This is a genomic window from Paenibacillus vietnamensis, from assembly GCF_020169515.1.
In the GTDB taxonomy this organism is placed as follows: domain Bacteria; phylum Bacillota; class Bacilli; order Paenibacillales; family Paenibacillaceae; genus Pristimantibacillus; species Pristimantibacillus vietnamensis.
In genome coordinates, this window is sequence record NZ_JAHMHW010000007.1 from 131841 (window position 1) to 151890 (window position 20050).

General features: G+C 50.3%; 16 protein-coding genes. 1 reads left to right on the forward strand and 15 read right to left on the reverse strand.

The annotated features are described in order from the left end of the window. Positions 1 to 43: 43 nt before the first annotated feature. From KP806_RS15835 to KP806_RS15905, 15 genes are all read right to left on the reverse strand, one after another. A complete protein-coding gene (locus tag KP806_RS15835) occupies positions 44 to 829 on the reverse strand; it encodes a tyrosine-protein phosphatase (protein WP_224724680.1) in 786 nt (261 codons plus the stop codon). 676 nt (positions 830 to 1505) lie between these two features. Then, the gene (dgoD, locus tag KP806_RS15840) at positions 1506 to 2654 is read right to left on the reverse strand and encodes a galactonate dehydratase (RefSeq protein WP_224724681.1); all 1149 of its coding nucleotides are present in this window, start codon (positions 2652 to 2654) and stop codon (positions 1506 to 1508) included. 22 nt (positions 2655 to 2676) lie between these two features. Continuing rightward, positions 2677 to 3288 (reverse strand): bifunctional 4-hydroxy-2-oxoglutarate aldolase/2-dehydro-3-deoxy-phosphogluconate aldolase, encoded by a 612-nt coding sequence (locus KP806_RS15845; protein WP_318153648.1) that lies wholly within the window; start codon positions 3286 to 3288, stop codon positions 2677 to 2679. Positions 3289 to 3334: 46 nt separating this feature from the next. Continuing rightward, positions 3335 to 4957, reverse strand: coding sequence for a response regulator transcription factor (locus tag KP806_RS15850; RefSeq protein ID WP_224724682.1), 1623 nt, complete (start codon positions 4955 to 4957; stop codon positions 3335 to 3337). Beyond that, complete coding sequence (locus tag KP806_RS15855) at positions 4954 to 6672, reverse strand: sensor histidine kinase (RefSeq protein ID WP_224724683.1); 1719 nt, start codon at positions 6670 to 6672, stop codon at positions 4954 to 4956. The genes KP806_RS15850 and KP806_RS15855 overlap by 4 nt, the downstream gene beginning before the upstream one ends. A 109-nt stretch (positions 6673 to 6781) precedes the next feature. Continuing rightward, on the reverse strand, positions 6782 to 7597 hold the full coding sequence (locus KP806_RS15860) for a carbohydrate ABC transporter permease (protein WP_224724684.1): 816 nt from the start codon (positions 7595 to 7597) through the stop codon (positions 6782 to 6784). Beyond that, a complete protein-coding gene (locus tag KP806_RS15865; RefSeq protein WP_224724685.1) occupies positions 7594 to 8475 on the reverse strand; it encodes a carbohydrate ABC transporter permease in 882 nt (293 codons plus the stop codon). Before KP806_RS15865 ends, KP806_RS15860 begins: the two co-directional genes overlap by 4 nt. Before the next feature lie 39 nt (positions 8476 to 8514). Next, the gene (locus KP806_RS15870; protein ID WP_224724686.1) at positions 8515 to 9858 is read right to left on the reverse strand and encodes an ABC transporter substrate-binding protein; all 1344 of its coding nucleotides are present in this window, start codon (positions 9856 to 9858) and stop codon (positions 8515 to 8517) included. A 663-nt stretch (positions 9859 to 10521) separates the two neighbouring features. Then, a complete protein-coding gene (locus KP806_RS15875) occupies positions 10522 to 11499 on the reverse strand; it encodes a diaminopimelate dehydrogenase (protein WP_224724687.1) in 978 nt (325 codons plus the stop codon). A gap of 44 nt (positions 11500 to 11543) precedes the next feature. Then, positions 11544 to 12803 (reverse strand): Glu/Leu/Phe/Val family dehydrogenase, encoded by a 1260-nt coding sequence (locus tag KP806_RS15880; RefSeq protein WP_224724688.1) that lies wholly within the window; start codon positions 12801 to 12803, stop codon positions 11544 to 11546. Positions 12804 to 13041: 238 nt separating this feature from the next. Beyond that, complete coding sequence (locus KP806_RS15885) at positions 13042 to 13482, reverse strand: hypothetical protein (RefSeq protein WP_224724689.1); 441 nt, start codon at positions 13480 to 13482, stop codon at positions 13042 to 13044. 477 nt (positions 13483 to 13959) lie between these two features. Beyond that, positions 13960 to 15129: a mannitol-1-phosphate 5-dehydrogenase gene (locus tag KP806_RS15890; RefSeq protein ID WP_224724690.1), complete on the reverse strand. Its 1170-nt coding sequence runs from the start codon at positions 15127 to 15129 to the stop codon at positions 13960 to 13962. 129 nt (positions 15130 to 15258) lie between these two features. Continuing rightward, complete coding sequence (locus tag KP806_RS15895) at positions 15259 to 15936, reverse strand: HAD family hydrolase (RefSeq protein WP_224724691.1); 678 nt, start codon at positions 15934 to 15936, stop codon at positions 15259 to 15261. Between the two features lie 627 nt (positions 15937 to 16563). Continuing rightward, positions 16564 to 17559: a DMT family transporter gene (locus KP806_RS15900; protein ID WP_224724692.1), complete on the reverse strand. Its 996-nt coding sequence runs from the start codon at positions 17557 to 17559 to the stop codon at positions 16564 to 16566. Positions 17560 to 17681: 122 nt separating this feature from the next. Beyond that, positions 17682 to 18119: a hypothetical protein gene (locus tag KP806_RS15905; RefSeq protein ID WP_224724693.1), complete on the reverse strand. Its 438-nt coding sequence runs from the start codon at positions 18117 to 18119 to the stop codon at positions 17682 to 17684. Positions 18120 to 18343: 224 nt separating this feature from the next. Between KP806_RS15905 and KP806_RS15910 the strand changes: the two genes are divergently transcribed. After that, positions 18344 to 19978: a GMC oxidoreductase gene (locus tag KP806_RS15910; protein ID WP_224724694.1), complete on the forward strand. Its 1635-nt coding sequence runs from the start codon at positions 18344 to 18346 to the stop codon at positions 19976 to 19978. The last annotated feature ends 72 nt before the right edge of the window (positions 19979 to 20050 follow it).

A 20050-nucleotide genomic window follows, 5' to 3' on the forward strand; every position in this document is an offset into this window, starting at 1 on the left:
GTCTTGCCGTTATGTACTTCTCTATCTTCCCCGCTAACGCTGCCTATCTCTTGAAGAAATAAGAAAGCACTCGCCGCACGGCCCCTTCGGACGCTGCTGCAGCTGCGGGCCCCACGCCGAACGGCCTGTCCTCCAGAACGGCCCGGGCATTGTCCAGCAGGTAATTCTTCCATTGTTCTCCCAGCGTTCTCTCAACGGCAGCGTAAGCTTCGCCCATTCGGAAGCCTCGGCGCTCGATATGATGCGCATCGGAGGAAACGATATGTATGCAGCCCTTCTTCAATAGAGTCCAGGCGGATTGCTCGATTTTCCGGCCAAAGCCCCCGAGCAGCGAATGGGTGGTCACCTGCGCGAACGCGCCCGCCTCTACCAGCTCCGCCAAACGTTCGGGATGCTGTACAACTTCCGCATTTCGTTCGGGATGAGCGATAATCGGCTTCAGCTTCAAAATGCCGAGCTCATGGACGAGCTCTTCCATTCCCTTCGGAATACGGGAAGACGGCATCTCCAGCAGAACATACCGGGAGCCGGCTAACGAGAGCAATTCCTTCCTGTTCCACGCATCCAGCAAATCGTCATGTACGCGTATTTCCTGCCCCGCCGCAACAGTAACAGGCACACCCTCAGCGCGCAACCTTTCGTTGACTGTGAGAGTGTGCTTGGCGACGTCGATCGCTAGATTCGTATAGGTCCCGTTGGCATGGTGCGGAGTCGCAATAATCGTTGTAATCCCCTCTGAACAGGCAGCCCGGGCCATGTCCAAAGTATCATTGAAATCCGCAGCCCCATCATCCAGTCCTGGTAAAATATGCGTATGAATGTCTATCATGCTGATCACACTTCCTAGCAGAATATAGATCAAAAGCACCTGATAGGCACGTTTGACTTTATTCTATCACAGCAGTAAAAGGTTTTCAGCATTTTTTCATTCTATTTCGACATTTTTTTCCTTCATGCTTATTCAGTATATCCTACATTTTCCAAGGGAGTAAAGTAAGAAACTGTAAAGAAAGCGCTATCGTGAGGATTTGTTTGAGAAATAGTCGAAATTGTGAATTAATGCCCATTTACAACACTAGTGGTGCATCCAAAGCCCGAGAGGAATGAAAATGAGCTTTCAGAACTGGATTTTATGACGTTAATTTCTGCCGAGCTCCACTTCCCTGCATAACAACTGGATTTTGTACAGGTAAATCTGACCAAATGGCTCTGCTACCGCAAAAATGATAGATTTAACTGCAGCGAATCCCGTTATTTCGTCCAAAAGTCACATTCCACGAAAAATAACTGTACTAAATACAGGTATTGCAAATTCATCACACAGAAGCGATCGCCCCAACGCAAAAAAAAGCGGGCTCGTGCCATCGCAGCAAGCCCACTGGTTCCTACTTAGTTTCTGGTTAGAGAAGCTCCTTCGGAGCTCAGTGCATGAATATAACATCGACGATCTACATGCTTCTGCTGCCAGGGGATCTCGGTTGTTGTCCTACCGTGTTATTGACTCATTACCACTCCGCAACAGTACCGTCCGCCTGACGCCAGACGGGGTTTTTCCAATTGTGCCCGATCAAGGCCATCTCGCGGACTTTCGCTTCGTTCACTTCGATGCCAAGTCCCGGAGCGGTCAGGTTCTTAACAAAACCTTCCTCGTATTTGAACACGGAAGGATCGACCAGATAATCTAGCAGGTCGCTGCCTTGATTGTAGTGAATACCAAGGCTTTGCTCTTGAATAAACGCATTCGGGGAACACGTATCCAACTGCAGGCAGGCTGCCAACGCGATCGGTCCTAGCGGACAGTGCGGGGCTACAGCGATATCATAGGCTTCCGCCATAGCGGCGATTTTTCTCGTCTCCAGGATACCTCCCGCATGGGAAAGATCCGGCTGAATGATGTCGACGATCCCTTGAGCGATCAGCTCTTTGAAGCCCCAGCGGGTATACATTCTCTCTCCGGTTGCAATCGGACACGAAGTGTAGCGCGCAATCTCCTTAAGCGCCTCATTATTTTCCGGCAGCACGGGCTCTTCAATGAACATTGGACGGTATGGCTCGAGCTCCTTAACCAGAATCTTCGCCATCGACTTATGAACACGGCCGTGGAAATCGATGCCGATCCCCACTTCTTTGCCGACGGCTTCACGCACTGCGGCAATACGCTCAATCGCAGCTTCGACTTTGCCGATGGAATCGATGTAATGCATTTCCTCGGTAGCGTTCATTTTCACCGCTGTAAATCCGGCCTCGACCTGCTGCTTGGCCGCTTGGCCCACGTCGCTCGGACGGTCTCCGCCGATCCACGAATACACGCGCGTGCGATCGCGGCACGCCCCGCCTAACAGATCATACACAGGCGCATTATAAAATTTGCCCTTGATGTCCCAGAGGGCCTGCTCAATGCCGGAAATCGCGCTGGTCAGAATCGGACCCCCGCGATAGAAACCGCCGCGGTACAGTACTTGGAACAAATCCTCGATACGCATCGGATCCGTCCCGATAATATGCTCGCTCATTTCCTTGACAGCAGCGGCAACTGTGTCCGCTTTGCCCTCAACGACAGGCTCACCCCATCCTGTAATGCCTTCATCGGTCTCTACTTTCAGAAACAGCCATCTTGGCGGCACCTTAAACAATTCCATCTTCGTAATTTTCATACTTAAACTCCTCCCTCTTGACCTAAGTATGATTGACAGCTGCAAGCAGCTGTTCGGCATATTTCGTAATGGAAGCATAATTACCCTGTTGAAGCTCGCGCAGCGAAATGAGACTTCCGCCCACGCCGACACCAACTGCGCCCGCTTCGATATAGGAGGCGGCATTATCCTTATGGATACCGCCAACGGCAAGAATATCAACTTCTCCAAGCGGGCCCCCGAGCTCTTTCACATAACCCGGACCAAGGCTGGAGCAAGGAAACAACTTTACCATAGGTGCGCCTGCCTGGACGGCCTGCACAATTTCCGTCGGCGTCATCGCTCCCGGCAGCGGCAGCACACCTTGCTTCAAACCCGCTTCAATCATCCCCTGATCGACGTTCGGCGAAATCAGAAACTGTGCGCCTGCCTGAACCGCCTCACCCGCCATCTTCGCATTCAGCACCGTTCCTGCCCCGACAGCCATTCGGCCGTCATATTTGCCCCTCATCTCATGAATGATCTGCAGCGCATTCGGCGTATTCAGCGTCACTTCCGCGAACCGGATGCCGCCCTCGGCAAGCGCCTCAAAGAGCGGACTTGCTTTCGACGTTTCAATTCCCCTAATAATGGCAATAACTTTCGACTGTTTCACTTGTTGAATCATCTCTTGCATCACACTGCTCACCCGCCCTTCCCTGTTATGAATATTGATCGCGATATTCCTGCGGCGTCATGCCATAATGCTTCTTAAACGCATGGTTAAAGGAATGGGGGCGCTGGTAACCAAGCTGTGTTGCGATTTCATAGATTTTATCCTGGCTATGCTTTAATAAATGGGCGGCTTTATCCATCCGGAGCCGGTTCACGTAATCGCTTAAGTTATCGCCGGTCTCCAGCTTATAGATTTTGGACACATAGACCGGATGCATGTACACATGATTGGCAATGGACTGTAAGGAAACATCACCGGAGAGATGCTGCTCGATAAAGGATCGGATCTCGTTGATGAGTGATACCCTGCTATCCTTCCGTTCTTGATCCATATCCTCTTTCATCCGCTGCAGCGCGCGCAGCGACCATTCCCGCAACTGGTTAACCGTACGGAAAGGAATGCCTTCCGTCATTCTGTCATAGTCCGGGCCGATCAGTTGATGGAGCTGCCGGCCGTTTTTATGCGTGATGTAAGCAAAGGCAGAGGCTATAGAAAAATACACTTCCAGCAAATGCTCCTGCGACTCCGGGTACTTAGCTTCCATTTCATCAAAAATAACGCTCAGCTTCTCCTCCGTATCCTCCCAGCGGGCGGCTTCGAGCAGATGATTGAGGGCAGGCGGCTCATACAGTCTTTGCAAAGCCGAAAGTTCGGTCTGAGCCGGTTCATCGCCAAGCCGCATGAACAGCTCGTGCTCGTTTCCGATCCGCTTACGAAAAGCGCTTAACGAACGGTTATAAAGGCCTTTCAAATCATCCGGAAACCGCCCCCAGCTGCTGACCAGAATGGAAATTTTCCCTTTTAAATAATTATGCACAGCCGACTGAAGGACGGACGCGGTCCGTTCAAGCCAAGCTGTTTCTTCCTTATCCGGCCACTCCTGCCGCCCCTTCCCTTTGATTACAAAAACCAGATAATCATGGGCATCCTTCGTATACCAGCTGTCGAATTTTTCCCCGAACAACTCCTCCGCCATATTGCCGATTGCATACTCCATTAAGGATAAGCGGCCGATATCGTATTCAAGAAATTCGGTTTCCAGACGGATCATCATAATCGCAAACGCATGCTCATGATAGCCGATAAGCTCCAGCGCTTGCATTTTGTCCCTAAGTGAATACTCCGGGATTTTGCGGCCTTGCAGCAGGTCGTTCAGTAAATTCCCCCGAAGCAAAGGCAGATTTTCCTTTAAGGTGTAGGCCAACCGCTGCCTGGATACGACCTCTTCCCATTCGCGCTGCAGCTTATCCTTCACCCGGTTTACGGTGGACAATAGATCCTCTTCTGTAACAGGCTTCAGCAAATAGTCTTCCGTACCCTGAAGGATCGCCTCTTTGGCGTAATTGAAATCCGAGTAGCCTGACAAAAGAATGCATCGGGTCTTCGGCCATCTGCGATTGATCTCACCGATCAATTGCAGACCGGATATCCCCGGCATCTGAATATCGGTAATCACAATATCAATGCAGATCTGTTCAAGCAATTCAAGAGCTTCCTTACCGGAGTAAGCTTTATACACCTGTTCGACACCTGCAGATCCCCAATGTATCGTAGAAAATAGCCGATCTACAACGTGAACCTCATCGTCGACGATCAAGAGCTGAATCATACTTTCCTCCTCCAGGTCAATACAGCCCTCATGCCGCCGCTTGCCCCCCGATTAAAGGTAAGCCCCGACCCGGCGCCAAATTGGTAGTACAGGCGATGATGGACATTCCATGTTCCACAGCCAATCTCATCCGACATAGATGCTTGAAGCTGCTTATGCAGTTTTTCCAGCTCCTCATCCGAAAGCCCTCCGCCATTATCCTCAACAATTAGACGATTGAAATCCGCATCCTGCTCCCCCGTTATCGTGATCCGGTTGCCGTCGAGACTGCGTTCGATACCGTGGACAATTGCATTCTCAACCAACGGCTGCAGAATAAGACGCGGAATCCGCTCCTCCATCATCGTCTCAGGTACGGAAATCTCATATTTAAGCCGGTGAATGCGAAGAGTTTGAATGTTCAAATAGTGGCCGACCAGGTCCACTTCCTCTCTCAGCCTCACCATCTGATTCTCGACCCGGGTTGTGTACCGGTAAAACTCAGCCAAATTTTGAGCCATCGCAACGACGGACTCCTTGTCCTCCATTTCCGCCGAATTGATGATGAAAAACAATGAATTATATAAAAAGTGGGGATGAATTTGCGACTGCAGCTGCTTCAGCGTCGCCTCACGCGAGCGAATTCTCTCAGCGTAAACATCCTCGATCAGCACTTGAATTTGCTGCGCCATTTCATTAAAACGCTGAATTAGGAAGTCAAATTCATTTTTGGCCTTGTATTCGATTCGCGCCGAAAGATCGCCGCGTTTCATTTTTTGCACATTTTGAATCATTTTCACAATAGGAATCTGAACGTTGCGGTACAGCAGGAATGAGGCCAGAATACTCATCCCGAGCAGCAGACCGATCGAGACGTAAAATAAATGACGGCTCATCGTAATGGGCGACAGTATTTTCTCAACAGGCACATAGTCCGCCAAGTACCAACCCAGCTGCTCCGACTTCACAAAGCTGATCAAATACTGCTGCTTTTCAAGCTCCAAATGAACCTGTCCGGATACGGGCAAGCTCATGCCGGCCAGCCGCTCGCGAATCGCTGCAGTGATCGCCGGCACCGACGAGCTGTTTACAATCGTGCCTGACTGACTGTTAAACAAAAAAGGGTCGCTCCGTTTATCCTGCTTGTACACGTCCAGCAGCTGAATAATATTTTGAGCGCTGAATCTGACATGATAAAGCACTCTCGCCTGATTCAGATACTCGGCACGAACGGGTTCGCTAATTTCTCTAATGAAGGATCCGCCGTTCTCATTAGCGTTTTGTCCATCGTAAGTCCATTTGCGATGAACAGGGCCGTTCCAGGGCCAATTATCCGTACCGTTGACAAAAATGCTGGAAGACAGCACTTTCTTATCCTTCGGAACGACAATCGTCAGCTCGTTGACCCAACCGCCCGCCACGCTTTGCAGACTTAGCTTCTCGATGATCCGGGATTGCTCTCTCAGCATATCGTAATCCGGAGCGCCACTCCGATCGATAAACTCCCTGATGTAGGGATCGCTGCCCAAAATAACGGGAGACATCGCCAATCGCTCGATATTCGAATCCAATTGATGCAGGAAGAAAGAGAGCTGGTTCAAATTCGAAGACTGAATCTGGTCCTGCACAACGTTGTTCGTAATCCGGTTCGTGAAGCTATAGAGCGCCAAAATCGGAATAAGCAGCAAAACTAATAAAATAAGGATTTTTCTGAAAATATTCAATTTGTAAGGCATGCGCCGATCACCTTCCATGCTTCTGCTGAGCCGTTAGAGCCTAAAACCTACTATACGAGAGAAGTCTCTTTATGGAAAGACGACCACCCTCGTATATTAGTTTCCATATTTAGCCTTTAACAGCACCTGCAGCCAGTCCGCTAACGACATAGCGTTGAGTAACCAGGGCAATAAGTAGGACAGGCAAGGTGATAATACAAGCAGCCGCCATCAGCGCGCCCCAATTGATTTCGGAATATGACATGAAGTTAAATACGGCAATCGGCAAAGTCTTCGTTTTGTCACCTGCCAAAATAACCGAAAACATGAAGTTGTTCCAAGAGAAGATGAACGATAACAGGGAAGATGTGATTATACCCGGACCGGAAATCGGCAGAATGATACGCAGAAACACTTGATGATGCGTACATCCGTCAATGAGAGCAGATTCCTCGATCTCTGTCGGAAGAGCCTCAAAGAACGAAATCATAATCCAAATAATGAATGGCAGCCCGACTAACATATGACTTAAAATGAGCGCTGTATACGTGTCCACTAATTGAATTTTGGAGAACAAGATAAACCAGGGAATTAGAAACGTAATTCCCGGAATAATTCTCGCAACCAGGATAAGCAGCCCCAACTTTTGCAAATGATGCCTGGCAATCGCATAGGCGGCAGGAAGTCCCAGGATTAGAGATAAGAGAGTCGATCCAAAAGCGACAACGAAACTATTCCAGATAAACTTTAGGAAATCATATTCCTTGAACACGCTGATATAGTTGCCAAATGTAGGCTCGAATATAAGCAGTTGGTCGGTAGACATAATCTGAGCCTGTGTTTTGAAGGAAGCGAGCAGCATCCAAACAAATGGAAAAGCAAAGATAAGAAGGACAAGGAACGTAAGCGAGGTTTGCAGGATGCTTGTCCCTTTCTTTTTCTTCATGATGCTCCCTCCAATCGTTTGCGCATCCAAATCATAAATAACGTTAAGCCCATAACGAGTGCAAAGAAAAGTACAAGCAAGGATGATGCCATACCCAGCTTAAAGTATTGGAAGCCCAGTACATAACCGTAAAGATTCAGCGTTTCCGATGCGAAATTCGGTCCGCCTTGCGTAGTTGCATAGATGATGTCAAACGTCTTCAACACGTCGATCAGACGCAGCATTGCAGCCACAATAATCGTCGGTCTCAAAAGCGGCAGCGTGATGGAGACGAACTTGGTCCAAGCGCTTGCGCCGTCTACGTCCGCAGCTTCGTAAGGATCTGTAGGAATGGTTGCTAAACCTGCCATAATAATAAGCGCGATCATTGGCGTCCACTGCCAAACGTCCACGATAACCAAAGACGGAATGACCTGATTCGGTGAAGCTAACCACAGTAACGGCTGAAGACCCATCGATTTGAGCATCATGTTCGCCGCACCGATCGTCGGCTCATAGATCAGCATCCATACCAGACCCATTGCCACAGGCGTTGCCACCATCGGAAGCAGGAATACGGTCTTTACGATATTTTTCCCTTTGAATTCTCGGGAAAGCAGCAAGGCGATTGCAACACCTAAAGCAATTTCAAGAGCAAGAGCCATGATGGTGAACAGAAACGTGGAGCCTGTTGCATGCCAGAAACGCTCATCTTTGAGTAAAGCGATGTAATTATCCAACCCTACCCAGACCGGCGGTGATGTCGCCGACATACTCCATTCATAAAAGCTGATGCGAAATGTGTAAATGATTGGGAACAGCATCATAATGAGTACGAAGCATACGGCTGGAAGCGTATAGATCCATTTTAAATTGCGGTTAAACCAACTGTATTGCACAATACATTCCCCCTTTCCGATGAATGAAATGTTTGTGGATTACTTTGTTTTATCTTTGTCCATAATGGCTTGCAGCGCTTGATTTGCTTTATCGGCAACCGCCTGGATATTCGTTTCGCCTGTCATGACCTTCTGTACGATCTCACCGACAGCATCACGGGCTTCGCCAACGCTGATTACAGTCGGACGGTCGTGATCGACGCCGCCTTTGGCGCTTTCCTTGATAACCGGAACCATCTCAGCAGGGAATCCTGTAGCACCTTCCGGCTTATCCCAAACCGAAGCGCGGGCGCCCGGGTTGCCTTTTTGTTGTGTTTTCAACACGATCTCTTTGCCGGTCGCCCATTTGATAAATTCCCAAGTTGCATCTTTGCTGCCGGATTGGGAGTTCATCGCGAGACCCCAAGATGTAATGTTATAAGGTTTGGAGCCTGCCTTGCCTGCCGGGAACACGGCAAATCCCACTTTATCAGCGACTTGAGACTTCGACGGGTCTGTCGCATTTTTATAGATCGAGTTCGCATCCGTATAGAACGCAACTTTACCTTGAGCGAAAATGCCGATCGCTTGCGGCCAAGACATGTTTAGTACGCCCGGAGGACCGTAATCCTTCAACAACGTGCCGTAAGTCGTAAATGCTTTAACCGCTTCAGGCGTGTTAATGGCAGCTTTATCGCCATTCGTGAAATCAGCGCCTTCCGAATACAAGAAGGAGGATACTTGAGTCACAAGCGGTGAACGTTGTCCCCTTGCGACGAATCCATATATATCATTTTTCGGATCATGCAGCTTTTTCACCGCCGCGACAAGATCGTCGATGGTTTTAGGCACCGAAATTCCGGCCTTCTCCAACAAGTCTTTGCGGTAATACAAAATTTCCTGCTCGGTAATAATCGGAATACCCGCCAGTTTCGCATCTACAGTTGTAGAACCGATCGCTGATTTGGAGAAGTCGTTAAAGTCATAGTCCGCATCCATTTTCGAATAGTCATCCAAAGGTTGAATCCAGCCATTTTTAAAGAAGAGCTTACCTTCTTGCAACGGGCGATACATGAACACATCAGGCGTTGCCGATCCGGAAGTGAATTGGACCGTAAGCTTTTGTGTCAGCTGATCCTCAAAAAAGCTTTCAACTTTGACCTTAATGCCCGTTTCTTTCTCAAAATCAGGAAGTAAAGGCTTAATCGCGTCGGCCCAAGGATGGTTGGCTGTAACGAGCGAGATTGTCTTTCCTGCAAACGGCTTTGCGTCGGCTGCCGGACTTGTACCGGGTTCAGCTGTTTCTTGTGTTGTATTATTAGCGCCGCCGCATCCTGCAACTACCGTTGCAGCCATCATAACTGTTGCGCCTACGCCAATCCATTGTTTGAATGATTGCTTCATCTGTCTATGACCTCCTAAGTGTTCTAAAATGTATGTGCTTACATTACTTAGATTACTTGATTTCTATACTCCCTCGATATAACTAAGATTAAACATGGATAACTACGCGTGAAGGAATACGTATACGAGAAAAAGAAAAACCTGAGGCTTCGCCTCAGGTCCTTCGTTTTAGAGTATTCGTCTTTATATCTTAACCGAACGCCAATTATTCGAACGACCGAACGTTCGTTTGAGTATCTACCATGAGTGGATCAAAAACCGTTATTTTTATACATAATTATGGACTTTGACCTACGATTAGCGAGATAAATGGATTTCATACAGCTATATCCGGCCAAACCTAGCTCTCCCGCATATTAACTGGATTTTGTACAGGTAAAATCAATGCAAATGGTCTCCCCCTAACTACATGGGAGTTTTACATGCATCAATTCCAGTTATTTTATTCAAAGTTCACATTTCATGAAAAATAACTGGATCAATTACAGTAAATTTCATTTGTTAGAAGCGAACGCCATAAAAAGCAGGCTCGCGCCATCGCAGCAAGCCCGCAAGCCGGTCAAACGGCCCTCCTTAACCGAGAGCCTTTCGTTATTCAACAGGCAGGAGTGGGCAGACGAACATCGTCCGTCCAACGCCCCTCTCTATCAAACTGTTCGCATCCTAGAGAAGCTCCTTGCGAAGCTCAGCGCCGGATTTCGGCGACAGGTAAGCAAACGGAATGTCAAACACGGTTTTTGCGCCGGCTTGTCCTTCGCGTGCCAGCTTGTATGCCGCGCGAGCATACGCCACGAGCACGCTTGCCGTGAATTCCGGGTTGCTGTCCAGCTTCAGACCGAACTCGATAATTTGCGTGCTGTCCGCGCCCGTTTTGCCGCTGCGCAGCACGAGGCCGCCGTGCGGCATCGATTGATGCTCGGCTTTCATCGTCGCTTCGTCAATAAAGTTAACAGTCGTATCGTAATCGGCAAAATAATTCGGCATCGACTTGATCTCTTCCGCGATCGCCGCCTGGTCCGCTCCTTCCTCCGCTACGATGTAACATTCGCGCAAATGCTTCTCGCGCGTCGTCAGCTCCGGATTTTCGCCGCTGCGCACCCGCTCTACCGCCGTCTCGCTCGGGATCGTGTACTGAACGCCGTGCTTCACGCCTTTTACTCTGCGGATCGCGTCGGAATGGCCTTGGCTCACGCCTTTGCCCCAGAACGTATACTCCTTGCCCTCAGGCAGGATTGCTTCAGCCAGCAAGCGGTTCAGCGAGAACAAGCCCGGGTCCCAGCCCGTGGAGATAACGCTCACTCTGTCGTTCGCCTTCGTTGCCGCATCCACCTGTTCAAAATATTCCGGAATCCGCGCATGCGTATCGAAGCTGTCCACCGTGTGGAACAAGCGGGCGAACGCCGGCCCCTGCTCAGGCAAATCCGTCGCGGAGCCGCCGCACAAAATCATCACGTCGATTTCGTTTACGAATTTTTCCGCATCCTCGATGCGGTACGCTTTTGTTGCAGAAGGAATGGACTCCGGATCCCGGCGCGTAAATATCGCGTCCAGCCTCATGTCCGGATTTTGCTTGATCGCCTGCTCCACGCCGCGCCCCAAGTTGCCGTAGCCTACGATGCCGATTCTAATCTGTTGTGTCATGATGCATCCACCTTTTTATCGTATTTTCAAACTATGTCAGTCGACTAAATCCAGCCTCTCGCTTCCATAGCAGCCGCGATACGCTTGATCGAGATCATGTAAGCCGCCGTGCGCAGATCGGTGCCGTGCTCCTTCGCCAGGTCGCGGACCGCCACGTAGGAGAGAATCATGTTCGTCTCCAGCTTCTCGAGCACTTCCGCCTCGCTCCAGTAGTAGTTCATCAGGTTTTGCACCCATTCAAAATAAGACACCGTCACGCCGCCGGCATTGGCCAGCACGTCCGGAATGACCGTAATGCCTTTGCCCGCCAGTACGCGGTCGGCTTCCGGCGTCGTCGGTCCGTTGGCCGCTTCGGCCACGATTCTCGCCTTGATGCGGTCCGCATTGGCAGCCGTAATGACATTTTCAAGCGCCGCCGGCACCAGAATGTCCACGTCCAGCTCAAGCAGCGTTTCGTTCGAAATGACCTGTGCATCTCTATATTCGCGAATGGACGAGCTGTCCTTCAAGCTGGATACGAGCTCAATATCCAATCCGTTCGGGTTGTAAATGCCGCCCTTCGAATCGCTGACCGCCACAATCTTACAGCCTGCTTCGCTCAGCAGACGAGCCGCGATGCGGCCAGCATTGCCGAAGCCCTGAATGGCTGCGGTCGCGTTTTGCACCGACAGTCCGCGGTCCTTCAGCGCCGCCAAAATCGTATAAACGCAGCCCTGCGCGGTCGCTTCGTTGCGCCCTTTGGAGCCGCCGATAATAAGCGGCTTGCCCGTAATGACGCCAGGCGAATTCGCGCCCTTCAGCCTGCTGTATGTATCCATCATCCAGCCCATAATTTGCGGCGTGGTATATACGTCCGGCGCCGGAATATCCTTGTCCGGACCTACAAAATCGGCGATCGCCTCCATGAAAGCCCGGCTGATGCGCTCGATCTCCCCTTTGCTGTGCTCGCGCGGATCACAAATAACGCCGCCTTTGCCGCCGCCGTAAGGCAGGCCGACTACGCCGCATTTGAAGCTCATCCACATCGACAGCGCCTTCACCTCGTCGAGCGTCACTTCCGGATGGAAGCGGATGCCGCCCTTCGTCGGGCCGATCGCATCGTTGTGCTGCGAGCGGTAGCCCTCGAACACGCGAATGGAGCCGTCGTCCATGCGCACGGGGAAGCTGACCGAAAGCACTCGCTTCGGTTGTTTCAGGATTTTGGTAACATGCTCAGGCAAATTCAGGAGTGCTGCCGCCGCATCGATTTGCTGCTGGGCGATTTGATACGGGTTCAACGTTTCTTCTACTGCGTTAAGAATCATTTTCCGGTTCCGTCCTTCTCATCGAAAATTCGACCTCGCGGGTAAGTCGCTTTTTTGATTCTACCTGTTTCAAATCCAATTGGGAAGAATTTTTTCGTCTAAAAATGCAAATTTTATGTCATCTAGTCCATTGTCATGTTAGGTTTCAATCAGTGTGAGTAAGAGTGACGTTCGAAGGGGGAAAAGCTGTACATGAGGATAATAAAAAGCGCCCAATGATGGACGCTTTTTTAAATGCTTATAGTGTAATGGTAACAAAGTCACGATCCAAAACAACATTGCCTTCTTGCGGGGTGTTGCCGGATAATCCGAAATGGTTGACAATTACATTCGTGGTAGAAGAAAGAGTGACAATGACTTCGTAGTGATCATTGACACCCACGAGACTTGTATTGAAGAATCTAAGAGCATTCGCCGGAACTGTAACGGTGTTGTTGCCGATTCTTACCGGTGTATTGGTATCCCAATCAAAAACCATTACGTTTGCAGTGATCGGAGAAGCTCCCCGATTCATGACTTCGGTGTGGGCAAAATTTGTGTTCGGATTTTTTTTGAGAACACCTGTGCTTCTGACAAGACCGGTAGGCGTAGTCTTGATGTTCACTTCTTTTTTGAGCTGCGCGCTCAAATTCCTCCTCATCGTTCTGCTCTTTACGACTCTGTTGATTGAACTTTTCATTCTATCATCTCCTATATGGTGGGATGATATAGTGTATTTGAAAATGATAGATTCGTCTGTTCATTTTTCCGGGTGGATAAGCCCTTTTAATAGAATCGGCATACCACAAATAAAAAAGGAGCCTAAAGGCTCCTTAGAATAAAAAGGTTTCAATGAACTTGATCCATCCTATGAAAGAGATCCACAAAGGGATACTTAGCGACGTCCCAACCAAAAGCCCTATTGATAAACTGCTCTTCTGATTCTTTGGCATTTAAACCACGCCTTCCGGTTTGGTCTTCTTAACAAAAATTATACATGTAAACGCTTTCTTTGTATATGGTCCTATAGATCTTATTACATTGAAAATGCTGGTTACATTTGGTTATTTAGACCTATATTCAGTGAGTTCAAATGCAAATGAACCCAAAAAAAGGAAGCGAAGGGATCCGCAGCTGCATGCGTTTCCTTCGCTTCCTTATATAGGCTGCGTCTTGCCTATTTCAATACAGCCGAGTAGTTCTCCTTAAGCGAGCCGTAGCTGTCGACGATTTGCTGGTGAATCGCATGCTTGTGGGGAATGCCCATGTGGTCGGTGATAACCTCGTGAATGCCTTGGCGCCGGATGGCGTCCTGGAGGAAGACGGCCTCCTCGTCCTTCGGATAATCGAACATGAGAGCGGCGGCAATCGCCGAGGTGAGATGCGGGATGCCCATGCCCAGCCGGTGCGCCTGCAAGGCGGGACGGACAAGCCGGTCGTTCAAGGACAGCTTGCGGAGCGGTGAGCGCCCCACTCGCACGACTTCGTCGGTTAATCGGGGATTGGTGAAACGATGCAGCATTTTCGCAATGTATTTCTCGTGTTTTTTCTCATCCAGACCGAACTTGGCCGTGAGCAAATGCCCCGTCTCCCGAAGCACGCCCTGCACCTCCGCCTTGATCCTTGAATCGCCCATCACGTCCTGAATCGTATCGTACCCCTCCAGGTATCCGTGATAAGCCGCGACGGCATGGCCGGTATTCACGGTAAAAAGCTTGCGTTCAATATAAGGCTGCAAATCATCCACATATTTCACGCCTTCGATCGGCTGATGGCCTTCCAGCATGGCCGACCGGTCGATCACCCACTCGTAATACGGCTCCACCGTCACCCGGAGAAAGTCCTCATGGTTCTGTACCGGGACGATCCGGTCGACCGCCGCGTTCGGAAAGGCGATGCAGCGCTCCGCTCTCTCTTGTAAATCCGGTGCAAGATGCTTATACACCCGCTGCTTCAGCTGCGTGCTGCCCCCAATCGCGTTCTCGCAGGCGATAATATGCAGCGGCCTGTCGCTGCCGAGCAGCAGTCGCCTCTCGATGCCGGCCGCGATCGCTCCCGCGATATGCTTCAGGGCCGATACGCCGACCGCGGTCGTGACGAGATCCGCTTCCGCAATCGCCTGCGATACGGCCTCCTTGTTCTTGCCGCTGATCGCAGTCACATTGCCGACGATTTCCGTGTCGCGCGCCTCGTTCGCCAAAGTAACCGCATATTGCTTTTGCTGCTGGAGCAGCTGTACCTTCTTCTCGTTCCTTGCTACGAACGTCACCTCGTAACCCGCATTCGACAGAAGAAGACCGATGAAACCTCTTCCGATATTGCCTGCGCCAAAATGTACAGCCTTCATCGTCCGAACCTCCTTTATTTTTTTCTGAAAAATAGGGATGGTGTCGTTCGCGTTTAATTGTTTGAATATTCTGAATTTAATTGTTGCAGATTTGTCAGAGCAGACGGGGACAACCGCCTGCTTATTGGTTTAACGCGAGATACTGAGCAGCTTGCCCGCCGCTACATGCTCAAAGTCGATGCTTTCCAGGGAATCCGAGTGGTAAAAGAGATGGGACTCGTCGAACGTCAGCATTTTTGTCAGCGTGTTAGGGACGATGATGCAGCTCATGCCGGCTGCCGCGGCGGCCCTTGCTCCATTCGGGGAATCCTCGATCGCAATCGCTTCGTCCGCGCTTACGCCGAGCGCTTCAATCACCTGCAAGTATAGCTCCGGATCAGGCTTCACTTTCGCGACGTCGTCCGCTGTGCGGATTACTTCAAAGTAGTGGCCGAGGCCCAGCTTGTTCAAATATTTGTCGATCCACGCCCGCTCCGAGCTGGTTGCGAGCCCGATCTTCAAGCCGGCGGCTTTGGCGAATTCGAGATAAGTCAGAATGCCTTCCCGCACCTGCTCCCTCTCCATCAGCTCCGCGTGCCGGGCTCTTACCGCTGTGCGAAATTCCTGCCGGTCGATCGGAAGCTTGAGCTCCGTGATCAGATATTCATAAGGGTTGAAGGTGTGGAGGCTTGTGCCGATGCAGCCGGAGTACTGCTCAATCGTAAGCTCTACGCCATGCTCGCTGTATGCGTCGCGGAAGGCGTTGTACCAAGCCGTCTCCGTGTCAATAATCGTGCCGTCAAAATCAAAAACTATCGCTTTAATCATTCTTTCGTCTCCTTTCGAGAGGGGGAAATGTGATTAACGTTGCTAATACCGTAACATGTCATAAAAATTCACGTCAAGGCAGGCAGTCGCCCAAACGGCCGATTTCGGGGGTTGTCCTTAAAAGTTTATGAAAACGCTGAACCCGCCGTGGGTGCTGGGTTTTTCGCGGAAACTGCAAATGCTTTCATTTGGCATGAAAAAAATTTTCAGATTATTCTGGTGGGAGCGGTTACATGGCGGCGGGAGGTCAGGAGCAGCTTGGTCGCCTAGTGATGCTGTTGCTCTTATGCTGGGATGAGCTGGGTGATGGTGGGCGGCGATGCTGAGGAAGCTAATGCGGCGGAGTGATGAGTGGAGTAACGATAATTTTTAGTGCTAATTGACTCAGTTCGGTAGTGGTGGTGGGGATTAGCGAAAGTTTCTAGCGTTCATCGCAGCTCTAGGCGCTCGATAGGTGGTGGCAGGTGGGAGTATGGCGGATGAACGATCGTTTTTAGCGCTATTCGGGGAATTCGATGGTGTTAGCGGGGATTAGCGATAGTCATTTTCGTTATTGCAAAACCCACAGCCGCTAAAGCAAAAAACGCCCAAGGCGTTAAGCCCGGGGCGGTGTGGTGTGCGGTTTGGTTACTCTGCCTTAGCCAAGCGTTCTACACTCGCCAGACTGCTAGTCTGGAGATCCGGACCAGCCAAAATGTCAGCGCCAGCAAGGCTGTCCACTTCCGCTTCCGCCGGACGCTTCCGCTCGATAGTGATCCAGATGAGGCCGGCGGCCATGCAGCCTGCACCGCACATTTGGAGCAGCGCGATACGCTCGTCGAACATGATATAACCGGCGATAACGGCCGCAGCAGGCACCGCGTAGCGGAAAAAGTTCGATCTGGTCGCGCCCACTTTGTACATGCATGCGTTCCACATCACGAAGGCCGCGACGGTGCAAAGGAGAACGTTGTAGCCGATCGACAGGTAGTGAACGGCGCCAAGCGACGCCCAGTCCGTTTCCCCCCACCCGCCGATCGTCAGCGGAAGCATGAACAACGATCCGAACGCGATCGTCCAGGTGCTGACCCGCAGCGCCGAATACTGCCTCATGAGCGACATCGAGCTCAGGTTGAACAGCGGCCCGATAATGCTGACGGCGAACGCCATCGCGTTGCCGAGCATATTTTCGGAGGAGAGGTTGAAGCCTTCGCCTCCGCCGAGAATGACGAGACAGACGCCGGCCATCGAGATCCCCCCGCCCACGACAAGCCGCAGGGTGATCGTTTCCTTCAAGAACAAAGGAGCGAAGAGCGCCGCAAAAATCGGCCAAGGCGCCACGTTCAGAAGCGAAGCGTTCGCCAGCGTCGTGTATTTGATCGAATACATGACCGTAATTTCAAGGAGCGTGATGCCGACAAGTCCGATTAGCGCCAGCTTCGGCACAACCCGCCACGGGATGCCGACGCTGCCCTCGGTCAGCTTCAGAATCAGAAAAAAGAACGGTACCGCAAGTCCAAAACGCAATACTGCAAAAACGATCGGGTTAAACGACTCCATCGCCAGCCGCGAAATGCCGAAATTCGCTCCCCATACGGCAGCGATAAATACCAATCCGCCGTAATACACCCACCTGTTGTTCATGCTCTACGCTCCATTTTGCCAGTCTATAACGAATAAAGTTCCTCACTAATCATAGAGCATCGCTGACAATAAGAGAAGACGTTTTATTTTGGCTATTTTTTATGCGATTTGAGTGGGTCGGATCACCTGCAATCTTCTTCGACCGTGATGCCGTCATCGCGGACCGTCACTTCGGAAAAGCCCGACAAAGACTCGGTGTACGAGCATACGGTTTTGATATATTCTTCCCCGCCGGAGTTCGAAAATTTCAAATAAACGGCGCCCTCCCCGCTCAAGCTCAGCTTGGGCTTGATCCGTACTTCCTCTCCGCTTTTGACGGTTTTCGAGGACCGGTCCTTCGAGTCGCCTTCCACAATGCCCGCTGCCGATGCGCTTTCAATGATTCCGGTTTCGATGGAGACGATATCGTGCTTGGACTGATTGATGATTTTGACGCTGAAGCTTTGAAAGGGGCCTAAAAATTTCGCGCCCCCTCTGAAGATCGTAATCGCGCCCAACGCCAGAAGCACAAATGCCATGACGGTGAGAAGCATGATGGTGATATTTTTGCGGTAGATCAAGCGAATACCTCCCTGGTACGGCATTTTGGCAACCCGACCACGAGGCCCGGATTCCACAATCTGTTACGCGTACAAGCTGCAAAATGTTGCATAATCGCGGAGTGCTAAAAACCTCGTTACACAATACCATCCGCTTTCACATAAGTATTGCCGGACTAATTCGGAGCACCCCTTACATAAACTAAATGTTGTAGACTGCAGATGCAAAGGGGTGGAAAAGGTTCATGGCACTGAGAGTATGGGTTGCTCGCAACAACGATACACTTCGCAGCATCGCGGATCAAAACCATGTATCAATAGATCATCTCATGACACTTAATCCATCCATCGAACACCTTGATCAGAACATCGCCGGTAAACTGGTAAATCTTCCTTTCTTGTCCGAGTCGGACATGAGGCAAGCCGCTACTCCTCCGACTTGTCCGCAATCATCGGAATATATCGATAACTGGATTCCACTGACTCCATTGGAAACGATGGCGGAAGAGGAATACGATGTTCTGATTGTAGGTACAGGTGCCGGAGGAGGAACCATGCTCTGGAGATTGTGCGAACAGTGGCGGAACAGCGGTAAGCGGATTGGTATTATTGAAAGAGGAAGCATTGTAATGCCGACGCACGGCCGTAACCTTCCAATGATGAATCGCACACGTCTGGAACAATATTACCGGTATATATCAGATCCATTGCAAGGCTCCTTCCCTGAGTTTATAGGGGCGAGAGAAGTGATTTGCCTAGGGGGAAGAACCGTATTCTGGGATTTAGTTTCTTCCCGTTTGGATTTGTCTCTGATTCCGGAGTGGCCGGTCCCGATTGATGAAATGGAAACTTATTACGCCATGGCTGAACGGATCATGAATGTCACCCAAGAATATGCCAAAGATTCTTCGTTAACGGAAAATTTGCTCAACCGACTGCAGCAAGGCGGTTTTCCCGAATCGAGATATATGCCGATAGCTGCTGATCTTCAGCCAACAAAGTTCGGAGTCGTACACTCGGATGTTTTTTTTAGTTCTTTTTCTCTCCTTGCTAAAGCTTCATTTCTCAGACCTTTCGATTTGGCGATAAACGCCCGCGCCGTTCAAGTGCTGGTCGATCAGGGAAGAGCAACCGGCGTTAAGGTGATGTCTCCGGATAAGAGTTCTTATACTCTGAAAGCCAAAACAGTCGTATTGTCGGCGAGTACGTATGAAACTCCGCGTTTGCTGCTGCATTCCGGTATTGAGGGAGAAGCGATCGGACATTATATGACAAATCAGGTTTTTATGCTGGCTCCCGGAAAAGTGAGCCGTAGAGATTTCACGGACATTCCTGGAACTCTCGCTATATTGATTACAGCAACACCAGAAAAGCCTTATCAGATCCGGCTGATAGGACCGAGCGGTTTTGATTGGTATCCGTCTGCCGAGGAAAAACCGTTCCTGGAGGATCTTGAGATTCTTCTTCTATGTTTTGGTATGATTGCCCCGCGGTATGAAAACGGGGTCAGTCTCAACCCTAACCGGATAGATGAATACGGAGTACCGGAAATAGAAGTAGTCTTTTCTTTCAGTGATGAAGAACAAGCTGAAATTCAAAAGATGCTGGGAACAGTTAATCAGATTTCTTCCGCCACGGATATCATCTTTGGTGAAGCCTGCCTTGTGCCTACCGGAGATTTGCATCACACTTCGGGTACGTGCCGTATGGGGAATGACCCTTCGACCTCGGTTACGGATCCGTATGGTCAAGTTCACGGCATTTCCGGGCTGTATGTGGCCGACAACAGTGTTCTGCCATTCATCGGGTCCGGAAATCCGACGTTGACTACAGTTGCACTGGCCATTCGAACGGCAGACCATATCGTCACGCTAACGTGATGACCATGCCCCTAAGCGGGAAAAAAGCGTCCTTGGCTTATTTATGAGCATTTTTTTATTAACTCCGAAAAT

Bases quoted from the DNA above. Each gene is read 5' to 3' on its own strand.
- KP806_RS15860 (WP_224724684.1), bottom strand. From the start codon at position 7,597: ATGAAGAAAAAGAAAGGGACAAGCATCCTGCAAACCTCGCTTACGTTC.
- KP806_RS15890 (WP_224724690.1), bottom strand. From the start codon at position 15,129: ATGAAGGCTGTACATTTTGGCGCAGGCAATATCGGAAGAGGTTTCATC.
- KP806_RS15850 (WP_224724682.1), bottom strand. From the start codon at position 4,957: ATGATTCAGCTCTTGATCGTCGACGATGAGGTTCACGTTGTAGATCGG.
- KP806_RS15900 (WP_224724692.1), bottom strand. From the start codon at position 17,559: ATGAACAACAGGTGGGTGTATTACGGCGGATTGGTATTTATCGCTGCC.
- KP806_RS15885 (WP_224724689.1), bottom strand. From the start codon at position 13,482: ATGAAAAGTTCAATCAACAGAGTCGTAAAGAGCAGAACGATGAGGAGG.
- dgoD (WP_224724681.1), bottom strand. From the start codon at position 2,654: ATGAAAATTACGAAGATGGAATTGTTTAAGGTGCCGCCAAGATGGCTG.
- KP806_RS15895 (WP_224724691.1), bottom strand. From the start codon at position 15,936: ATGATTAAAGCGATAGTTTTTGATTTTGACGGCACGATTATTGACACG.
- KP806_RS15870 (WP_224724686.1), bottom strand. From the start codon at position 9,858: ATGAAGCAATCATTCAAACAATGGATTGGCGTAGGCGCAACAGTTATG.
- KP806_RS15875 (WP_224724687.1), bottom strand. From the start codon at position 11,499: ATGACACAACAGATTAGAATCGGCATCGTAGGCTACGGCAACTTGGGG.
- KP806_RS15835 (WP_224724680.1), bottom strand. From the start codon at position 829: ATGATAGACATTCATACGCATATTTTACCAGGACTGGATGATGGGGCT.
- KP806_RS15910 (WP_224724694.1), top strand. From the start codon at position 18,344: ATGGCACTGAGAGTATGGGTTGCTCGCAACAACGATACACTTCGCAGC.
- KP806_RS15880 (WP_224724688.1), bottom strand. From the start codon at position 12,803: ATGATTCTTAACGCAGTAGAAGAAACGTTGAACCCGTATCAAATCGCC.
- KP806_RS15855 (WP_224724683.1), bottom strand. From the start codon at position 6,672: ATGCCTTACAAATTGAATATTTTCAGAAAAATCCTTATTTTATTAGTT.